Genomic DNA, 20,700 nt, shown 5'->3' with positions numbered 1-20,700 from the left:
GAGTTGAAATGTTTTCGATTATTATATAAATTTTTTATATTTATAAATTAAGTGTAAAATATACAATACTCTAACAAACATAACTCTTGTAAGCTATGCGTAGAAAACTACAATTCTTATTGGCTTATATGGCAGTTGTAATGTCCTTATTTTCGACTAATGTAGCGGAAGCTAATATTGCGGAAACGGAAAATTATAAAGTGCCTATATCAGTCAGTTCAGGCTTTACCGCTTCATCGCCAGATGTTGGGGAGGATATTGATATTTCGATATCCAATTATAACACGAATGATGTACTTCCAGTAGGAGAAAATGTTCAATTTGTACTGTCAGTGGATGATGATCAACAGGTCTATTCTAATTTAGAAAGTATTGATTGGGTAGCTGAAACAGAAGGTGGAGTGGAAATCTCATCGGAAGATGCTTCAAACATCGCCAAGTTTACAGTTAATTTCGCAAATGACGGAATTTACAAGATTAAGGCGAGAATGAACTTGAGTGCCGACCTGTCAAGAACTAAAGTCACATCGATTGACAAAGAACTGACTGTTACAGTTGGAGTGATATTGGCGGATGAGGCTAATCAAGGGAACATCAACATTGCGGCTTCAGATGCAAATAATGTTGATTTGAATAAAGAAATTACGTTTGGTATTGAGACAGACCCTGTTTCTACTAAGAGTGTCATTTCTACTTATGATTGGAGTATTGATGAAATACAAGGAGTTACTTCATCAACTGAGAAATTGAATTATACGTTTGATACTCCAGGAGAGTATACGGTAAGGGTTACTATCACAGGAGATAATGCTGAAAATACAGCAGAATTAACTTATACTGTAATTGTAGGTTCACAATCAAAAGAAGATCAAACTATCACATTTAATGCTATTGCGGATCAAATTGTTGGAAATGTAGTTGATTTGAGCGGAGTAGTTGCTACATCAGGTTTAGACGTAGCATTTGCAGTTTCTCCTTCTTCTGCAGGAACAATCAATGGAACTGATTTAACAATAAATGAAACGGGTTCTATTACTGTTACGGCTTCTCAATCAGGAGATGATTCATATAACGCAGCTACAGATGTTGAACAAACATTCATGGCTTACCCATCTTTGCAAATCGCAAATAATGATAATGAGATTTTTATAGAATCGAATGAAGGAAATCAAGTGGAAGTAGGTACTACAGTTGTATTTACGCTAGGAAGAGAAGATGATCAATTAATTGCTACTGTTGCTCCAACATATGATTGGTCTGTGGATAATTTATCGGATGAGTCTCAAGCAGAAAAGTTGGTTGTAGAATTTGATACTGAAGGAGTATATGTGATTACTTTGGATTTAGCGGGTCAGCCAAATGGTACTAATACAACGTCATTGACTTACACGATCACAGTAGGATCGCCAGCAAAAGAAGATCAAACAATTACATTTGATGCAATCGCAGATCAAATTGTTGGCAATGTAGTTGATTTGAGCGGGGTAGTTGCTACATCAGGCTTGGATGTTGCGTTTACAGTTTCTCCTTCTTCTGCAGGAACAATAAATGGAACTGATTTAACAATAAATGAAGCTGGTTCTATTACTGTTACGGCTTCTCAGTCAGGAAATGATTCGTATAACGAAGCTACAGATGTTGAACAAACATTCATGGCTTACCCATCATTGCAGATCGCTAATGATAATAATGAGATTTATATAGAATCAGATAAGGGCAATCAAGTTGACGCAGGTACAACAGTTACATTTACGCTAGGTCGAAATGATGACCAATTAATTGCGACTGTTGCTCCAACATATGACTGGTCAGTAGATAAATTGGCAGACGCGTCTCAAAATGATAAATTGGTTGTCGATTTTGACACTGAAGGGGTATATGTGATTACTTTGGATTTAGCAGGTGAGCCAAATGGTACTAATATAACGTCATTGACTTACACAATTACTGTAGGTTCTCCAGCAAAAGAAGATCAAACAATTACATTTGATGCAATCGCAGATCAAATTGTTGGTAATGTAGTTGATTTGAGCGGAGTAGTTGCTACATCAGGCTTGGATGTTGCGTTTACAGTTTCTCCTTCTTCTGCAGGAACAATAAATGGAACTGATTTAACAATAAATGAAGCTGGTTCTATTACTGTTACAGCTTCTCAGTCAGGAAATGATTCGTATAACGCGGCTACAGATGTTGAGCAAACATTCATGGCTTACCCATCATTGCAGATCGCTAATGATAATAATGAGATTTATATAGAATCAGATAAGGGTAATCAAGTTGACGTTGGCACTACAGTAGTATTTACATTAGGAAGAGACGATGATCAATTGATAGCAACCGTTAATCCAACATATGATTGGTCAGTAGATAAATTGGCAGACGCGTCTCAAAATGACAAATTGGTTGTCGATTTTGATACTGAAGGGATCTATGTGATTACTTTGGATTTAGCAGGTGAGCCAAATGCAACTAATACAACATCGTTAACTTACACAATTACTGTAGGTTCTCCAGCAAAAGAAGATCAAACTATTACATTTGATGCAATCGCAGATCAAATTGTTGGTAATGTAGTTGATTTGAGCGGAGTAGTTGCTACATCAGGCTTGGATGTTACGTTTACAGTTTCACCATCTTCTGCAGCAACAATTAACGGAACTGATTTAACAATAAATGAAGCTGGTTCTATAACTGTTACTGCTTCTCAGTCAGGAAATGATTCGTATAACGCAGCTACAGATGTTGAGCAAACATTCATGGCTTACCCATCATTGCAGATCGCTAATGATAATAATGAGATTTATATAGAATCAGATAAAGGTAATCAAGTTGACGTTGGCACTACAGTAGTATTTACACTTGGAAGAGATGATGATCAGTTGATCGCAACGGTTGCTCCAACATATGATTGGTCAGTGGATAAGTTGGCCGACGCTTCTCAAAATGATAAATTGGTTGTCGATTTTGATACTGAAGGAGTATATGTGATTACTTTGGATTTAGCAGGTGAACCAAATGGTGCTAATACAACATCACTAACTTACACAATTACTGTAGGTTCTGCTGAAAAAGAAGATCAAGTTCTTACATTCACAGAAATAGTAACGATGACTGTTGGAGATACTGAGACATTGGAAGTATCAAGTGACAAGGGATTGACAGATTTCACTTTTACGATGGATCCAGCAGGTTTGGCTACAATTACTGGAAACAGTATAACTGCTGATGCTGCGGGTACATTGAGAGTAACAGCTAATCAGGCTGGTGATGATAATACTAATCCGGCAACAGCTAGCATTGAAATTAAGATTTATGATCAAATTGATGATAGTGACATAACGGTTACTATTCCAGATGTGATTAACGAAGGTGATGATGATGCTACAATCGTTGTTGATGTAACGGATGAAGTTGATGATGTAACTGATATTACAGTTAAAATTACGGATGAGGATGGCAATACAACTACAATTACTGTGGATCAGCCATTTGATTTCCCTACTTCTGTTACAATTCCTACAGACGTTACTGATAATCCTGGAGACATTACAATTGTCGTTGAAGTTACAGGTAATGATGATGAAACAATCACAAAAACAGTTGATACGACTGTTGTTCCGACTTTAACAGAAGATGATATTACGGTTAATATAGATCCGTCAACAGTTGTTGAAGATACAGATTTCACGTTGACATCTACAGTTTCTGTTGATGTTGTAGTTGAGACAACAACTTGGATAATCAAAGATTCAGAGGGAACAAGCATTGCGACTAGTTCTGATACACCATGGACAGTAATTGGAGGTGTTGATATTCCTGGAGATTATACAGTTGAAGTAACTGTTGTTACTGAAGATGGACAAACAGTTACTAAGATTACTGATTTAACTGTTAATCCTAAGGCTAAAGAGGATCAAACAGTAACTTTGACAATTTCAGATGTTGAATTGATTAAAGTAGTAGGAGAAGAGTTGGAATATACAGCTATTTCTGATGCGGCTGATCAAACGGATATTGACGTTGTTTTGGAAATTGCAAGCTCTAATCCTGCGGGTGTTGCTTCAATAGCGCAAGATGGAACAGTGACATTCAATGAAGAAGGTACTGTGACATTCAAAGCTACTGAAGATGGAAGCGATATGTACAATTCAGCTGAGTCAGACGAGATTACAGTAACAGTTGTACCTCATATTGCTCCTTATGGAGAAATTACATTTGCTGATGCAGATCAAGATGGAGAAATTGAATTGAATGAAAAAGTAACTTTTACATTCACGAATGAGGATGTGATTGATGCGATTTTGTCAGGTGAGTATTCTTGGTGGGTAGAAAAAGATGGACAGCAAGTTCCTGGTGATGATAAAGTTTCTTCTTTGGATAAATTGCCAACGAATGGATTTGATGAATATGGTACATATACTGTATATGTAACTACTTATGCTCAACCATCGACTTCGTTAGATGGAACTAGAAACGTTCATACTTATGAGTTTACATTCACAATCGCTGACCCAGGAAAGCAAGATGTAGTTTCGTTGACATTGGATATCGATAATCCAACAGAAATGTATGTTGGGCAAGTTATTACTCTAACTTCAACTATAGATCCTGCAATTTTGTCAGATGATGTAGAGTATGCAGCTTCAGATGTAAACTCAAATGCATTAGTTTCTATTGCTGGTGATCAATTAACAGCTGTTGCTGAAGGTACTGCTGATGTTCAAGCGCAATTAAGAGGTCACGCAGATTATAATGATGTAACTTCTGAAACTAAGCAAATTGTAATTTATCCTATGATCTCTGAAGATAATGGAGATATTTCATTGGATATTCCAGCGGAAAAAATTGCTGAAACAGATTTCCAAATTGAAGTGATTCTAAGTAATGAAGTTAAAAATGTAACTAGCAGAACTTGGACAATTACTCAAGACGGTACTGAAGTAATCTCTGGAACAGATTTCCCTATTGACTTGAATTTGCCAGCGGGAACTTATACAGTAACTGCTACAGTTGAAGCTAATGCAGGGCAAACAATTTCTGTATCTGAAGATTTTGATGTTACGAAATTAACGCAAGAGATAATCGCTCTTGATTCTCATGATAAGATGGTAGGCGATGATGATTTTAACCTAGAAGCGACGACTAATCCTGATGTTGTTGTTACTGGTAGTACGATTACTTACTTGTCAAATGATGAGAATATAGTGACAGTGGATGATTTAGGAAATGTTACAATTGTTGGAGTTGGTTCAACAACTATAACGGTAACGGCTTCTGAAACTGATATGTACGAGTCAGCAACAAAAGAAATCACTATTAATGTGACAACTGATGGAACGAAAGAGCCTCAGGTTATTACTATAAGTGATTTGGACTTGACAATGACTGTTGGCGATGTTGAAGATATCTTCACTGTTTTGTCTGACAAAGGACTAACGGATTTTACTTATGAATTAGATGTTGATGGCATTGTTGCTTTGGATGAAGCTAAGCCTAGTATTACAGCAGTAGCTAAAGGTACAGTGGTCTTGACTGTGTCAGAGCCAGGTAATGATGAAGTTGAGGCAGGTACTGCTAGCGTGACAATTAAAGTGTACAACACTATTGATGATAGCGATATTACAGTTACTGTTCCTGATGTTATTACTGAAGGTGATGATGATGCAACTGTTGTTATAGACGCTACGGATGATGTAGAAGATGTAACTGAGATTACTGTTACAATTACGGATGAAGATGGAAACACTACAGTAATTACTGTAGATGAGCCATTTGACTTCCCTGTTACGGTTACAATCCCAACTGATGTGACAGATAATCCAGGAGATGTGACGATTGTGGTTGATGTTACAGGAAACGATGATACTACAGTAACTAAGACGGTTGATACGACTATTTATCCTGAGTTGACAGATGATGAAATAACTATTGTAACTGATCCTGAAGTAGTAGTTGAAGATACTGAGTTTGATGCTACAGTTGTAATTTCTGACTCAGAAGTTGAAATTGATGAAGATGCAACTTCTTGGACAATTACTGACGATGCTACTCAAACTGTAGTTGCTACAGGAACAGGTGTAACTTGGACAGATGTTGTTTTGGACGATGCTGGTGTGTATGATATTACAGTAACAGTAACTACTGTTGATGGACAGACTGTTTCGACGACTAAGACGATAAATGTTGAGGTGTTTGGTCAATTGACAGACAAGAAAGTTCGTATTGTAACTGATAAAGACCCTGAGCCAGTTGTAGTAGGTGATGAAGTGACATTCTCTGTAGAGATTCTTACAGATGATATTAATTCTGATGAGATCACAGTTAATAACTGGAATGTTACTGACAACTATGGAAATGATCTTGGAATCATGTCTGATGATGCAACATTGACACATACTTTTGATGAAGAAGGTGTTGTGATCGTATGGGCTGATGTGACTAAAGAATCAACGACAGTAAGAATCTTTAGAGCAATCAATATTGGTGGCGATGCTGTTGTCGTTGAGCCTTTGATTTTGGATATTAAAGGAAATGAGTCAACAGCTGTTTCAGTAAATGAGAAATTCTCTGCTGTTTGGGTTAGCATACCTGAAGCTATAGATGTTCAGGATATAACTCTTGAGTGGGTAGTTAAAGATGAGAATAACAATCAAGTAGGAGACACATTTGTTTCGCAAGTAACTAGAGATGCAGCTTCATTGGATTTTGAGACAGCTTTCGATATGGTTGGTGTTTACACTATTTATTTGACTGCTAAGAATCCTGAAGGAGAAGTTTCGAATGTACAGGTTCATAGAGTAGAAGTGTTTGAGAAAATCGAAAACGCTGAATTTAACTTGACTGTATTCGGATCTGATTTCGCTGTAGGAGGTGATATTGATTCTCAAGTTGAAATCATGACAGATCTAGCTAATGTTACTGATATCAAGTGGGAAATTTTCCAAGATGGTGATAGCTATATAGCTTCTCAAGAAAGTATTGAGAATGCCGTTGAGGATTTCACTTTTGCTCCATTGGAAAAAGGTGTTTACGAAGTTAGAGCTACAATCTTTGGTCACGGAAATTCTGAGCCGGTTGTTCTTTCTGAAATTATTGAAGTAATGAAGGATGGAAATGGATCGAGTGATAGATTGCCAATCGCTGATATTAAGATTGGAGAATCTGATGAGCTTTCTTATGTGAAGAGAGGTTCAACAGTTGACTTTTTGAATAATTCTGTTGGTACTTATGATGAAGTGAAATGGACAGTTACAGTTGAAGGAGAAGAAGTATACACTAGCGATGATATGGAGTCAATTGATTACACATTCGAAGAGAATGGCTTCGTTCAGGTTGTACTTGAGATCTTTAGTGAGACAATTCCTGATAACGAAAGAAGAATTGACGTGGTTAACTTCATTGTTAATGAGACAGGAACATCTACAGGTGGTAATGGAACTAATTTGATTGTAGTTTTTGGAAAATATGAGGGAGATGTGAAAACTGGTGTAGACACTAGATTCGGTATGTCATCAACTTCAAAACCAAAAACAGTTACATGGGTGATTACTGATGTTGACGGTGAGGTTATCAAAGAAGAGCAACAGTTGTCAGATGAGCAAGGATCATTGAATGGAAATGACTTGGTTCATAAGTTTGATTCAGTTGGTACTTATATTGTCAATGTGAGGGTTACATTTGATGGAGTTGCTGGTGAATTCTCTGCGATAGAGCCATGGGTAGTTCAGGTTGATCAAGGTATTGTTGGTATCGAAGATGTGATTACTTCAAATAACATCAGTGTTTATCCAGTGCCTTCTTTCGGTAACTTGACTGTTCAGATTGATAGAGCTGATGCTGACGCAGAAGTTGCTATTGAAGTATATGATGTACAATCAAGACTTGTTTATTCAAATAATGCTTCAATTTTCGAATTGGCAGAAGGCAAAGATCTTGACTTGAATGGATTGGAAGCTGGTGTTTATATTGTTAGAGTAAGCGCAGGTTCGAACGTGGCAAGCAAGCGAATTGTATTGAAGAAATAATAGTTGAAAAACTATATTAAATAAAAAAGGGAGCTGATAAGCTCCCTTTTTTTGTTTCTATGAAATTTAATTTGTTAGCAATATTTGATATACTCTGAAATTTTGTCACTAATCAAATGTTTGTGATGGTTTAGGTGAGTCAAAATGTCATGTAAATAGTTGTTAATCAATTGATAATGCGACAATTTAACATAATTTTATTTTTGGTGCTTGAATTGCAATTGGGTTTGTAAAAGAGCGGAAATGGGGAACATTTCGCTATTGAAAAATTTATAGAAAAGAAAAAACAGATATATAAATGCAATTTGACAATTATACAATAAAAGCACAAGAGGCGATTCAGAAAGCTGCTCAATTAGCGCAAGCTGAGAGCCAGCAATCTATTGAAAATGGTCATATACTTAGTTCAATATTAGAATCAGAACCAACAGTGGTTGATTATTTGATCAAAGGAAAAAATGCAAGTTCGACACAACTAAGAGAGAAGGTGCAGGAAATAGTACAGGGCTACCCTAAAGTTACGGGGTCATCAGCTCAACAAGTTTACCTTTCATCCGATGCGAATAAGACACTGATAGAGGCTGAGAAACAAATGAAGGCATTGGGGGATGAGTTTGTGACTATTGAGCATTTGTTATTGGCAATGCTAAAAGGTAGTGATAAGGTATCTTCGATGCTCAAAGAGCAAGGTTTTAACGAACAGGATTTAATCAAGTCAATTAATGAACTGCGAGGAGGAAAAAAAGTGACGGATCAAAACGCTGAATCAAAATACAAGTCTTTGGAGAGATACTCCCAGAATTTGAATGAACTTGCTAAAGCAGGAAAAATTGATCCTGTGATTGGTAGGGATGATGAAATAAGAAGGGTTCTTCAAATTTTATCTCGAAGAAGCAAAAACAACCCTATGCTAGTAGGTGAACCGGGAGTCGGGAAGACTGCCATTATTGAAGGAATGGCTCGAAGAATAGTCGCTGGGGATGTCCCTGAAAACTTGAAGGACAAAGTGATCATAGCTTTGGATATGGGTTTGCTAGTGGCTGGAGCAAAATATAAAGGAGAGTTTGAGGAGAGGCTAAAAGCGGTGATTCAAGAAGTGAAGGACTCCGATGGGCAGATTATATTGTTTATTGACGAGATCCATACTTTAGTAGGAGCTGGTAGCGGGGGTGAAGGAGCTATGGACGCTGCAAATTTATTGAAACCAGCTTTGGCTAGAGGTGAATTGAGATGCATAGGAGCCACAACTCTTAAAGAGTATCAAAAGTACATTGAAAAAGACAAAGCACTGGAAAGAAGGTTCCAAACAGTAACAGTGGATGAACCAAGCGTTGAAGACGCTATTTCGATTTTAAGAGGGATTAAAGATAAATATGAACTTCACCATGGAATACAGATTAAAGACGATGCTATCATAGCTTCAGTGGAATTGTCGAATAGATATATATCTGATAGGTACCTTCCGGATAAAGCGATTGATTTGATGGATGAGGCGGCTTCCAAACTGAGGATCGAGATAGACTCAATGCCTGAGGAACTTGATGAGCTTCAGAGAAAGATCATGCAGATCGAGATTGAGCGAGAAGCGATTCGTAGAGAGAAGAATAAAGATAAAGAATCTCAGCTCAATAAAGTGTTAGCGGAACTTAATGACAAGAAAAATGAGCTTTATGCCAAATGGAAACAGGAAAAAGATATCATCGAAAATATTCAAAAACTCAAAGAGGACATTGATCATTACAAATTGGAAGCAGAGCAAGCTGAAAGGTCGGGAGATTATGGTAAGGTCGCTGAGTTGAGATATGGCAAGATCGCTAAATCAGAGGAAGAGCTTGAAAAACTCAAGGTTGAGAGTCAAGAGCTCGATAAGGATCGTGCTTTATTGAAAGAAGTGGTCGGCAGTGAAGATATCGCGGAAGTTGTAGCGAAATGGACTGGAATACCTGTTTCTAAAATGCTGGCTAGTGATAAGGAAAAATTACTTCATTTAGAAGAAGAGTTAGGCAAAAGGGTCGCGGGACAGACAGAGGCTATTACAGCTGTCTCTGACGCAGTAAGAAGGAGCCGAGCGGGCATGCAGGATCCTAAGCGCCCAATTGGCTCATTTCTTTTCATGGGAACAACTGGAGTGGGAAAAACGGAATTAGCGAAGGCATTAGCAGACTATTTGTTCAACGATGAGAATGCCATGGTGAGAATTGATATGTCCGAATACCAAGAAAGACATGCTGTGAGTAGGTTGGTGGGAGCACCTCCGGGATATGTCGGTTATGATGAAGGAGGCCAATTAACGGAAGCAGTCAGAAGAAAACCCTATTCGGTGATTTTGCTTGATGAAATTGAAAAAGCGCATCCTGATGTATTTAATATTCTATTACAAGTTTTGGATGATGGAAGGTTGACTGATAATAAAGGTAGAGTCGCTAATTTCAAGAACACTATTATTATCATGACGACTAACATGGGAGCTAGTGCTATTCAAACAAACTTTGAGCTTTTGACTGATGAAAATGAAGAGGAAATTGTTGAAAAAACTAAGGTAGAAGTGCTTGACTTGTTGAAAAAACAGGTTCGTCCGGAGTTTTTAAATAGAATAGATGAAACTATCGTATTCAGGCCTTTGTCAAGAGAGGATATTCGAAAGATTGTCGGTATTCAATTGGAGATTGTAAAAACTAGACTTGCTGAAAATAAAGTGCAAATAGAGTTTACAGATAAGGCGTTGGATTTTCTAGCGGATAAAGGCTTTGATCCGCAATTTGGAGCTCGACCACTTAAGCGAGTAATTCAAAAATTGATTCTTAACGAATTATCGAAAGAGATACTTTCTGAAAAAGTAAAAGGCAATGATGTTATCAATGTGGATGTCGCCGAGAATGGTGAAATAATGTTTAGTAACTTGGATATCCCTTCATGATAGTAAAATAAATAAAAAAGCAGCGATTGATTTATATCGCCGCTTTTTTATTACAAAGCTTTGAAGTTAGAGTTTTTGACAAACCCAACTTTTCCATCCCATTCCACTTTTGACCATATATCATTTTGGCTAATGATAAACATTTTATTTCCCGTAGGAATTTGGGAAATCAAGTCGGCTCCAGAAGAAGGTCCATCCATTAACAAAGCGTTATTGTCAATGATTATACCCGCATTTTGCTCTGATGAGAAGTTTATGGCCATCAGGTAAATAATGGTAATACATGCGTAACTAATGCCTGCTATTAAGATCTTGCGTTTCTTTTTGAGCTTTATATATATCAAGAAAGCTAACATGATAAGCAAGATGGATATTATGGAGCTGTTGATAGCTATATAATATTCGGCATAGATATTTTTTAGATAGTCCAAGTCGGTGTAGCCATAGCCTTTTAGATCGTATTTTTCAGCGATCTCATCCATCTTTTTCAAAGCTTGGGTATCATATGTTATCTGGTAATACAAATTAAGGTAATATAATGCTTCCGCGTAATTATTAATACCTTCATTTATATATGCCATTTTTAAGAGCATTGCCGGACTTTCAAGATGTTTTTCGTCAAGCACTTTATTATACAGCTCATATGACTGCATATACTTGTTTTGAGAGAATAAAGAGTCCGCTGTTTTAAGCAAAATATTATTTCCTTGACTTCCAAATACTTGGAAAGAGCCAGTCAATAAAAAGAAAGATAAAAGAATATTTTTCGTCAATCTGTTTTGTGTTTCCAACATAACCTACTACATTTGCAGTCCAATTACGGAAAAGACAAGCAAAAAAACAAGTCTCTTCTTTGGATTCGGTAGCTCAGTTGGTAGAGCATCTCCCTTTTAAGGAGAGGGTCCTGGGTTCGAGCCCCAGCCGAATCACTTCGATTAAATCGGGCTCTTAGCTCAGTTGGTTCAGAGCACCTGCCTTACAAGCAGGGGGTCACTGGTTCGAATCCAGTAGGGCCCACATCCGCAAGGATAAATAAAAAGTTTCTTAGTGATAAGAACAGATTCGGTAGCTCAGTTGGTAGAGCATCTCCCTTTTAAGGAGAGGGTCCTGGGTTCGAGCCCCAGCCGAATCACTCCGATTAATCGGGCTCTTAGCTCAGTTGGTTCAGAGCACCTGCCTTACAAGCAGGGGGTCACTGGTTCGAATCCAGTAGGGCCCACATCCGCAAGGATAAATAAAAAGTTTCTTAGCAATAAGAACAGATTCGGTAGCTCAGTTGGTAGAGCATCTCCCTTTTAAGGAGAGGGTCCTGGGTTCGAGCCCCAGCCGAATCACTTCGATTAAATCGGGCTCTTAGCTCAGTTGGTTCAGAGCACCTGCCTTACAAGCAGGGGGTCACTGGTTCGAATCCAGTAGGGCCCACATCCGCAAGGATAAATAAAAAGTTTCTTAGTGATAAGAACAGATTCGGTAGCTCAGTTGGTAGAGCATCTCCCTTTTAAGGAGAGGGTCCTGGGTTCGAGCCCCAGCCGAATCACTTCGATTAAATCGGGCTCTTAGCTCAGTTGGTTCAGAGCACCTGCCTTACAAGCAGGGGGTCACTGGTTCGAATCCAGTAGGGCCCACGTCCGCAAGGATAAATAAAAAGTTTCTTAGCGATAAGAACAGATTCGGTAGCTCAGTTGGTAGAGCATCTCCCTTTTAAGGAGAGGGTCCTGGGTTCGAGCCCCAGCCGAATCACTTCGATTAAATCGGGCTCTTAGCTCAGTTGGTTCAGAGCACCTGCCTTACAAGCAGGGGGTCACTGGTTCGAATCCAGTAGGGCCCACATCCGCAAGGATAAATAAAAAGTTTCTTAGTGATAAGAACAGATTCGGTAGCTCAGTTGGTAGAGCATCTCCCTTTTAAGGAGAGGGTCCTGGGTTCGAGCCCCAGCCGAATCACTTCGATTAAATCGGGCTCTTAGCTCAGTTGGTTCAGAGCACCTGCCTTACAAGCAGGGGGTCACTGGTTCGAATCCAGTAGGGCCCACATCCGCAAGGATAAATAAAAAGTTTCTTAGTGATAAGAACAGATTCGGTAGCTCAGTTGGTAGAGCATCTCCCTTTTAAGGAGAGGGTCCTGGGTTCGAGCCCCAGCCGAATCACTTCGATTAAATCGGGCTCTTAGCTCAGTTGGTTCAGAGCACCTGCCTTACAAGCAGGGGGTCACTGGTTCGAATCCAGTAGGGCCCACATAAGCTGGTATATCCGGCTTTTTTTGTTTTTAAACTGACTATTTCTTCCTTTTAAGTTTCTTGAGTTTTTTTAATAGTTTAAGCTTCGGTCCGGATGATGAAACAAGTAGCTTTTCAGTTTTTTCTCTTTTCTTAGTTTCTCCGGTTAAATTTCCGATTCTGACAAAATTTTTAACTACCTCAAATCCTTCAGCTTCTGTGGATTTTGTTAATGCGTTTTGTATCCTGTCTATAGCTTCCGGGTGAGAAGTTAATTTTGATATATTCAATATACCCCTGATGATTCCCCTTTCAAAACTTTGACTATCCTCTAATTCTTCCCCAAAAGTGTCGTTGAAGATTTCCAAAAGTTTGATAGCTAGTCTTGACGTGCCTAGTTGGCCGATAAATAGGGTGTCTAGGCTCTCTCCAAATACTTCAAGCATTCCTCTTGAAGCATCCATAGCATAAGAGGCTAATTCATTGCTATAACCTTTGCTAAGCATTTCATGATATCTATAGTATTCGTCCATAGGAAGAGCTCTGTGAAAGCCAAAGCCTCCATAAGAGGTGACTTGCCAATCATCTTCTTCGGGAAGTTCATCAAATGGAAGTTTAGCTGTTTCAGGAGCGATTTTTCGAATCATTTGCTTTTGGCCTAATGCCGATACTGTTTGGTCAATTAAGCTGACTTCTCCAGTTTCATCGTCATATAGAAAGTTGTCAGTGTTAAGACCAGCGAAAAATCTATCCATATTTCCAGTGAGAATATCATAGGCCATTAACTCGCCAAAAAGTTCGCGAAACTTTGGGCTAAGCATAAGTTTATTGTCCGCTGGGTTTTCCTTGTCAAGAGATCGTCCTTTCATTTTTTCCATTACAAGGACAAATTCTCCTTGATAATTCTCCAAGCATTCGCAAAGATAAGTCGCGGTGCTTGAACGGACTTGTTGACAGGCTAATTGAAGGCTTCTGATTTCAGGGGAGGCTGTGTATAGCAATAGTGTTTGTGGGGCTTTGGCTGTTGAGTACGACATCTGAGAGTAGATAGTTGAAGAAAGATGTTCGGATTCTAACGTGCCAGGCCTAGAATCTAATTTTAGAACATATTCGCCATGATTATCCGTGATGAAGAATACTTGGCCGTTAGCTCCTTGTTTTGGTCTTGAAATTGAAATTGGACGTTCATAATCAGGACTGAGCATACGTTGCAATGGAATGGAAATGGAATCGTGATAATGAGGTGTTTTAGCGATACCGTGCTTTCCACTCATTGATTTGTGAGAGTCTTTGTTATTTGAGTATTTGATAGAAGAAAAAATCCCCATAATTGCAAAACATGAAATATAAGGGAATGGTTGCGTAAATTGTTTTGTAAACTAAAATAAGGCGTAACCTGTATGGTTCGCCTTATTCGATTAATAGATGGGCTAATTTAATTTGAATATGATGGGCAGAACCATTTTTACATTCACTTTCTTGCCATCAATTTGTCCAGGGGTCCATTTCGTGTTTATCGTATTGAAAGCGTGAAGCGCTTCTTGGTCAAGGCTTTCTTCAACTCCTTTTATTATTGTTGGGCTTTCAATATTCCCGTCTTTTGAGATGATAAATTCAATAAAAACTCTACCTTCAATTTTTGCTTCTTTTGCATCTTGTGGGTAAGTGATGACTTTGCTGACTTGAGTGTAAAAAGCTTTTAAGCCACCTGGAAATTCAGGGTTTACATCTACTTGAGAGTAAACTTCTGAGTTATTTATTGAGCTTAGATTGCCTTCTGCTGAAGCTGAGTTGATTTCTGTGATATCATCACCTTCTTTTGCATTGTTGCAGCAGACTGTTCCGAAAACTAAAAGTAGACAAGGAAGAGTCCAGAAGAATTTATACGATCTTGGCTTAGAATTTTTCTTTAGCATTTTAATTCTGTTTAAAGTTAAAGATTTGTTGAAGTGGCTTCCAATTGGAATATGATTATTTGCAAATATTCTGTTTACAAGTAGTTGTGAGTAATTATTAAAACTTTCAGAATGTTTATTCAGCACATTGCTGTCGGCTAGATACTCATGATTTTGAGCTATATATTTTTTTGCAAGCCAAACTAAAGGGTGAAACCAAAAAATAATGACTAACAGTTCGATAAATAAAATGTCAAAGGAATGAAATTGCTGTATGTGGGCAAGTTCATGATTGATAATATTGCGTTTTTCTCTATCGCCTAGATTTTGGTCTTTTTGACTCAAATAAATTCGATTTAAAAATGAAAAAGTTTCAGAGTCGTCATTTAGTTTAACAAGCCTGTATTTTTTATTTTCATGCAGAATGAGACTTGAGTTGTTTATTTTGTTGAGGTTTATAATTTTGAATATTTGAATTCCCAACCTAATAAATAACAGTGCTATAACACCCCAGTAAATGAGTTTAAGATAATCGATTTGGAGAAGTTGCAAGCTATTGAGATTTTTGATTACATTATTTGAGTTTATTGAAATTTCATTGAGAAATATACTTGCTTGATTGATGTCACTTGTCTTGACGAATATGCTTAAGTCAATGATAGGAGCGAACACTGAAATCAATAGTGTTGACAGGAGAAAAAAACGATTGTACTTGAAACTTGGCAAGTGGTATAATGCCACTCTGTACAGTCCTAAGCCAAAAGCTAAGACAAGACTTAAGGTTGTAATGTATGTGATATCCATAAGCTTTTTTAAAGGAATATTTATTAATTATTAGGCTTGTCTTTAGATGAAATTTCATCTAATATTTTTTCCAAGTCTTTGATGTCAATGTTTTCTTCTTTAGCGAAAAACGAAACAAGGCCTTTGAAAGATCCACTGAAATAATCCTCAACGAATTTTTTTAAAAACGTTTTTCTATACTCGTCTTTTGTGATTAATGGATAGTATTCATGTGATTTTCCGTATGTTTTATGAGATACAAATCCTTTTTTTTCCAATATTCGAATGATTGTGGACACAGTGTTATATGCAGGATTGTCTGGCAGGTGTTTGATGAGATCTTTTACAAAACCTTTTTCATTCATCCACAACACTTGCATTACTTGCTCTTCAGCTTTAGTTAAATTATTTGTCTTTTTCATTTTATAAATTTTGATAACTCAATATGTAACTAAAAACTTAGTTAAGCAACTAAAAGTTTAATTTTATAACTAATTTTTTAGTTTTTAATGGTCGATGGATATTTTTCCTTTATATGAAGGGGGATACGAATAATCAGAGGGAAGAATGTCTTAAATATGCTGACTCTACTTGTCGGAGAGTAATAGGTTGTTAATTAGCCTTTGTCTTTTGTTTTTGAATAATAAGCTTTTAAGGAACACTCCGAAGTATAGAAAAAATAGATAGAGGAACCAAGTACTGTCAAATAATGAATTTAATATGGAGGTAAAAGCAGGGATTAGCATTAAATAAATGTTTTTTGCTAAGCTGAATCGGGTTTCGAAAAGCTCAAAGGGATTTAGATTAAGGCTTTCTTTTGTCTTAAGGACGTGCCAATGCATGAGGGCGAATATTCCAAAAATTGCGAAAGCTCCAAAAGAATAAATATTGATGAGCTTGGACAGCTCATTGGAGTTTAATATATAAGAAGTATTCTGAAAAAAGACATTGTCAATAAGGTAAGTGAATAAAAATTTGAGCGGGTACACATAGAATATGACAATAAAGAGCAAAATGAAATTTAGGTTTACAATTTGTCGATTTCGAATGCCATACCTTAGGAAAAAAATATAGTGTTCTCGCCAAATCAAGAAAAGCAGTAAAGAACTGATTCCAAATGAAAATATACCTTTAAAAATTTCCATAAGCTCATTGAAACTTTTAGGAACTTCTAATGAGACAACCAACAAGGTCAATGAAAATGCGAAAATAGCATCGCTGAACCCTTCGATTCTGGTAGGGTTTGCGCCTCTGTAATCGAAATGAGGTTCTTCTTCAAAGTATTCCATGATACGATTTCTCATATCTCTGTAGTTTGTTTGTGGGTGAAAAATAAAAAAAGCCGGAAATTTTTCCGGCTTTAATATTATGGAATTGAATTGTTTATCTTGTTATTTCATTGGAGTCGATGTCCAAGAAGTCCATGAATGTATCTCCTCTTAGACCGAGTCTTAAGGTCTCTAAAGGTATAACTTCGTTTGGAGCGATATTCCCTAGATTTACGTTTGCGCCCAACAGTTTGATAAACCAAACCTGTTGCGCTTTTTGTGGAGCTTCCCAGATGATTTTTTCAAAAGGTATTTGCGTCAAAATCTCTTCTACTAACCCGGATCTAACCTCACCGCTTGATCTGAACAAGCCAACGTTTCCACCTTCTCTGGCTTCTCCGATAACTTTCCAAGAGCCTGCGTCAAGTTCAGCTTGCATTTGAGCGATCCACTTGTATGGAGGTATGATTTTTTCAGCATCTTTGGATCCAACTTCAGACAATACAGTGCAATGCTTTGAAAGCTTGTTGATGTATTCGCATTTTATATCATGATCCATTTCAATAGAGCCATCGGATACTTCAGCGTATTCCATGCCGTATTTCTCTAGAACTTTGATATAGTCCTCGAATTGGTTTCTAATTACAAATGCTTCGAATAGAGTTCCTCCGAAGTATGTTGGTATTCCCGCGCTTTTGTAAAGGTTTATCTTTTCTTTAAGGTTTGGTGTAACGAATGAGGTTCCAAAGCCAAATTTCACTATATCGGTATATTCTCCTGCTACGCTAAGGAAGTCCTCGACTTCCCTTAGGCTCAACCCCTTGTCCATGGCCATAGTAAAGCCCGACTGGCGAGGCTTATGAGTCCTTTCCGGTAAGTCTGTTAAAAAATAATTCATTAAAGGTTCTTTTTTCTGTACTGGTCAATAATTCTGGATAAATCACTTTGATGCATCAATTCTGGATTGAAGTCAAAGATTTCAATATGTTTGTCAAAATCCAAAGTTAAAGCATTTTGCAGACAATTATAAGCTTGCTTCAATTTTCCTGCGCTAATCAAGTATGCGGACAGGCGGTAATGAAGCGAAGCGCATTCTGTTATTTCTTCAATAGATGCTTGTAATATCTCTATTGATTTATCGTATTCACCTTGCTCGTAATATATATATGACCAATTAAGCCAAGTTTCTTCATCATTAGGATTTAGCACAACAGCCTCTTCATAAGCCTCCAAACTAGCTACTGTATGGCCAGTATGATACTCCGATTTGGCTAATGACTTCCAATAACCCGGATTGTCATAATCCAGTTTAATGGCTTTTTTGAAGAAATGAATTGCTTCATTGTGTTTGTTGAGTTCGGCAAGGCAATCTCCCATGCCATGCCATGGCTTAGCATAGAAATCGTCAAGTTTTATAGCTCTTTGGAATAGTTTGATCGCTTGCTCATAATCCTTGAGCATTTGATAAGTAATAGCGATCTCAGTATATGTTTCGGAATTAGGGCCTTCGATTTTAATGGATTCGGAAAAGCTTTTCAAAGACATTTCAAACTCTTCAGTAGCACAATAGGCTTTGCCTAAGTTGAAAAAAGCCGCAGCGAAATTGTCATTAATAAGAGTTGCGTATTCATATGCCCATATTGCCTTTTTATAATTTTCTAGCTTTTCATAAACTATGCCTAGATTATACCAAGCTTGATGAGAATAGGGATCGTTGTCTATGAACTTTTGATAGTATTCTATGCTTGATTCCAATTTGCCCAACGCATCATAGCAAAATGCCATTTCAAATAGAGCATTCTCGTTTTTTATGTTCAGTTCCAAGGCATGCTTATATGCTTCGATAGCTTTGGGAAAACTCATTTGAGACTGGTGGCAATATCCAATTTGGAAGTATATGTCGTCTTTTTCCTCAGCATAAGCAAGCGCGCTTTCATAAGCTTCCAATGCCGCTTTGATCTGGCCCAATGACTGTAAAATATTGCCTTTGATGACGGAAGCCTCAGAATCAGAAGGATGTATCGTATTGACATACTCAAGTATCTCCAAGGCTTCGTCATAGTTGCCTAAGTTGTGAAGGACTTGTGCTTCTAGCGTTAGTATCTCGGAGGTGAAAGGGTGTTGCTCTTTGGCCATATGGCAAGCTTTGAGGGCAATATTGTACTTTCCCTGTTCGAGATAATGCTCGATGATGACTTCAAAAGATTCAAAGCTGAAAAAGCAAGGCTCTTGATTTTGTATAGAGTTTTCAAAGTCCTTGATCAGCAATTTATTGTCATCTGTATTTTCAAAGTTGTTAGTCATCCTAAATAGTTGCTCTCTAAATAGATTCAAGCTTTGCAGCTTAAAATATTGTAATAAATTATATACGTATACATTTTATCAAAAGTATACAGCGTGCTTTCTTAATTTTGAATGTATTGCCTAAAGTGTCTTTTTAAGGTAAATTAATGATATTCAATACATCATGTTTTCGCACGAAATCCATTTGTGTTTGCCTGTCAGTAAATTGTATTACTTAAGTTGAAGCTGCGACTTTTTGATTGGTTGCTGGCTTCTTTGTATATCTTTATTGATATAAATATACTAAATATTTCAAATTACGCTGGCAATGTCAAGCTTTTGTGTCAATATTTTTTAAAGTATTTTTCAAGAGCTTTATCTAGGGAGGTGAAGGATATGTTGAAGTCTTTTTTGACTTTGCTATTGTCATATGTGACAGAGTGTCTTGAAAGCTTTGTCATTTCTTTAGTGAGTTTCTGTGGTTGTCTTGTTATAGTCTTGATAATTGACTCCACATAATATGCCAGTTTCAAGATCGGCCTGCTAATAATGATCGCATTTTTAGTTGAGCCTATTGACGCCATGCAAGCTTTGAAGAAATGTGCATAATCGACCTTTCCAGCGCTTACAATATATCTTTCACCGTTATTTTCGGAATCGATAGCATTTAAAATTACTTTGATGACATCTGAGACATCCACATAATGAAGTTGGCCTTCAGGGAAGATTCTATTGCCTCTTTTGATATAACCAAGCAGTTGGCTGCTGCTTCGTCCATTAGGGTGGTTTCCTAGTATTACCGATGGATTCAAAACAAGGCAGTTAAGCCCTTCAGCATGCGCTCGCCACACTTCCAATTCCGCAAGATGTTTGCTTTTCGCGTAAGTGCTTGCTTCATTGGAGTTTTCTTCCCATTTGTTTGATTCATTAATTACGTTCGATTTTGCATTTTTTCCAAGAGCGGCTATGGAGCTTAGGTGTATGAACCTTGATGCTTTATTTTCAAGAGAGGCATTGACTAAATTAGCTGTTCCTTCAATATTAGTATTGATAAGATTTTCCTTATCATTCTTGTCGAAAGAGACTATGGCTCCCAAGTGGATGATTGTTTGAGTGTCTTTTGTAGCTTCAATGAGTGACAATGGATCTAGCAAGTCAGCTTCAATCCACTCGATCTTGTTTTCGAGGCCGCCGAAAATGCTAGTGTCGCTACTTTTTCTTTTCAAACACTTGAACTTCAGGTTTCTTGATGCCATTTCCTTGACTAGATGATAACCAACCAGTCCTGTCGCTCCTGTAATTAATATCATGGGGA

General features: G+C 37.5%; 10 protein-coding genes and 14 tRNA genes. 16 read left to right on the top strand and 8 right to left on the bottom strand.

The features are described 5' to 3' along the window. The first annotated feature begins 95 nt into the window (after positions 1-95). On the top strand, positions 96-8,024 hold the full coding sequence (locus AABK36_RS17820; protein WP_309936493.1) for a T9SS type A sorting domain-containing protein: 7,929 nt from the start codon (positions 96-98) through the stop codon (positions 8,022-8,024). 298 nt (positions 8,025-8,322) lie between these two features. Beyond that, positions 8,323-10,941 carry an ATP-dependent chaperone ClpB gene (clpB, locus tag AABK36_RS17815; RefSeq protein ID WP_309936492.1) on the top strand — a complete coding sequence of 873 codons (2,619 nt, stop codon included), beginning with the start codon at positions 8,323-8,325 and terminating at the stop codon, positions 10,939-10,941. Between the two features lie 50 nt (positions 10,942-10,991). On the opposite strand, the gene AABK36_RS17810 is transcribed toward clpB, so the two are convergent. Further along, a complete protein-coding gene (locus tag AABK36_RS17810) occupies positions 10,992-11,735 on the bottom strand; it encodes an SH3 domain-containing protein (RefSeq protein ID WP_309936491.1) in 744 nt (247 codons plus the stop codon). A gap of 62 nt (positions 11,736-11,797) precedes the next feature. Between AABK36_RS17810 and AABK36_RS17805 the strand changes: the two genes are divergently transcribed. From AABK36_RS17805 to AABK36_RS17740, 14 genes are all read left to right on the top strand, one after another. Beyond that, positions 11,798-11,870: transfer RNA gene (locus tag AABK36_RS17805), tRNA-Lys, on the top strand. A 13-nt stretch (positions 11,871-11,883) separates the two neighbouring features. Continuing rightward, positions 11,884-11,958, top strand: a tRNA-Val gene (locus tag AABK36_RS17800). Between the two features lie 42 nt (positions 11,959-12,000). Then, a tRNA-Lys gene (locus AABK36_RS17795) sits at positions 12,001-12,073 on the top strand. Positions 12,074-12,085: 12 nt separating this feature from the next. Beyond that, positions 12,086-12,160, top strand: a tRNA-Val gene (locus AABK36_RS17790). A gap of 42 nt (positions 12,161-12,202) precedes the next feature. Continuing rightward, positions 12,203-12,275: transfer RNA gene (locus AABK36_RS17785), tRNA-Lys, on the top strand. A gap of 13 nt (positions 12,276-12,288) precedes the next feature. After that, a tRNA-Val gene (locus AABK36_RS17780) sits at positions 12,289-12,363 on the top strand. A gap of 42 nt (positions 12,364-12,405) precedes the next feature. Beyond that, positions 12,406-12,478, top strand: a tRNA-Lys gene (locus tag AABK36_RS17775). Between the two features lie 13 nt (positions 12,479-12,491). Further along, positions 12,492-12,566: transfer RNA gene (locus AABK36_RS17770), tRNA-Val, on the top strand. 42 nt (positions 12,567-12,608) lie between these two features. Then, a tRNA-Lys gene (locus AABK36_RS17765) sits at positions 12,609-12,681 on the top strand. Positions 12,682-12,694: 13 nt separating this feature from the next. Beyond that, positions 12,695-12,769 (top strand) — tRNA-Val (locus tag AABK36_RS17760). Positions 12,770-12,811: 42 nt separating this feature from the next. Further along, positions 12,812-12,884, top strand: a tRNA-Lys gene (locus AABK36_RS17755). 13 nt (positions 12,885-12,897) lie between these two features. Next, positions 12,898-12,972, top strand: a tRNA-Val gene (locus AABK36_RS17750). A 42-nt stretch (positions 12,973-13,014) separates the two neighbouring features. Continuing rightward, a tRNA-Lys gene (locus AABK36_RS17745) sits at positions 13,015-13,087 on the top strand. A gap of 13 nt (positions 13,088-13,100) precedes the next feature. Next, positions 13,101-13,175 (top strand) — tRNA-Val (locus tag AABK36_RS17740). Positions 13,176-13,215: 40 nt separating this feature from the next. Here the strand turns inward: AABK36_RS17740 and AABK36_RS17735 are convergent. From AABK36_RS17735 to AABK36_RS17705, 7 genes are all read right to left on the bottom strand, one after another. Next, complete coding sequence (locus AABK36_RS17735) at positions 13,216-14,430, bottom strand: protein kinase family protein (RefSeq protein ID WP_309936490.1); 1,215 nt, start codon at positions 14,428-14,430, stop codon at positions 13,216-13,218. A 156-nt stretch (positions 14,431-14,586) separates the two neighbouring features. Next, positions 14,587-15,855 (bottom strand): TonB family protein, encoded by a 1,269-nt coding sequence (locus AABK36_RS17730; RefSeq protein ID WP_309936489.1) that lies wholly within the window; start codon positions 15,853-15,855, stop codon positions 14,587-14,589. Positions 15,856-15,878: 23 nt separating this feature from the next. Continuing rightward, positions 15,879-16,256 (bottom strand): BlaI/MecI/CopY family transcriptional regulator, encoded by a 378-nt coding sequence (locus tag AABK36_RS17725; protein ID WP_309936488.1) that lies wholly within the window; start codon positions 16,254-16,256, stop codon positions 15,879-15,881. A 165-nt stretch (positions 16,257-16,421) separates the two neighbouring features. After that, positions 16,422-17,138 carry a TMEM175 family protein gene (locus AABK36_RS17720; protein WP_309936487.1) on the bottom strand — a complete coding sequence of 239 codons (717 nt, stop codon included), beginning with the start codon at positions 17,136-17,138 and terminating at the stop codon, positions 16,422-16,424. A gap of 79 nt (positions 17,139-17,217) precedes the next feature. After that, positions 17,218-18,000: a phosphosulfolactate synthase gene (locus AABK36_RS17715; protein WP_309936486.1), complete on the bottom strand. Its 783-nt coding sequence runs from the start codon at positions 17,998-18,000 to the stop codon at positions 17,218-17,220. Continuing rightward, the gene (locus AABK36_RS17710; RefSeq protein WP_309936485.1) at positions 18,000-19,406 is read right to left on the bottom strand and encodes a tetratricopeptide repeat protein; all 1,407 of its coding nucleotides are present in this window, start codon (positions 19,404-19,406) and stop codon (positions 18,000-18,002) included. The genes AABK36_RS17715 and AABK36_RS17710 overlap by 1 nt, the downstream gene beginning before the upstream one ends. Positions 19,407-19,729: 323 nt before the next feature. Further along, positions 19,730-20,695, bottom strand: coding sequence for an NAD-dependent epimerase/dehydratase family protein (locus AABK36_RS17705; protein ID WP_309936484.1), 966 nt, complete (start codon positions 20,693-20,695; stop codon positions 19,730-19,732). Positions 20,696-20,700 lie beyond the last annotated feature (5 nt).

The organism is Aureibacter tunicatorum (assembly GCF_036492635.1).
Taxonomy (GTDB): Bacteria; Bacteroidota; Bacteroidia; order Cytophagales; family Cyclobacteriaceae; genus Aureibacter; species Aureibacter tunicatorum.
This window is presented reverse-complemented; position numbering and strand designations above follow the sequence as displayed.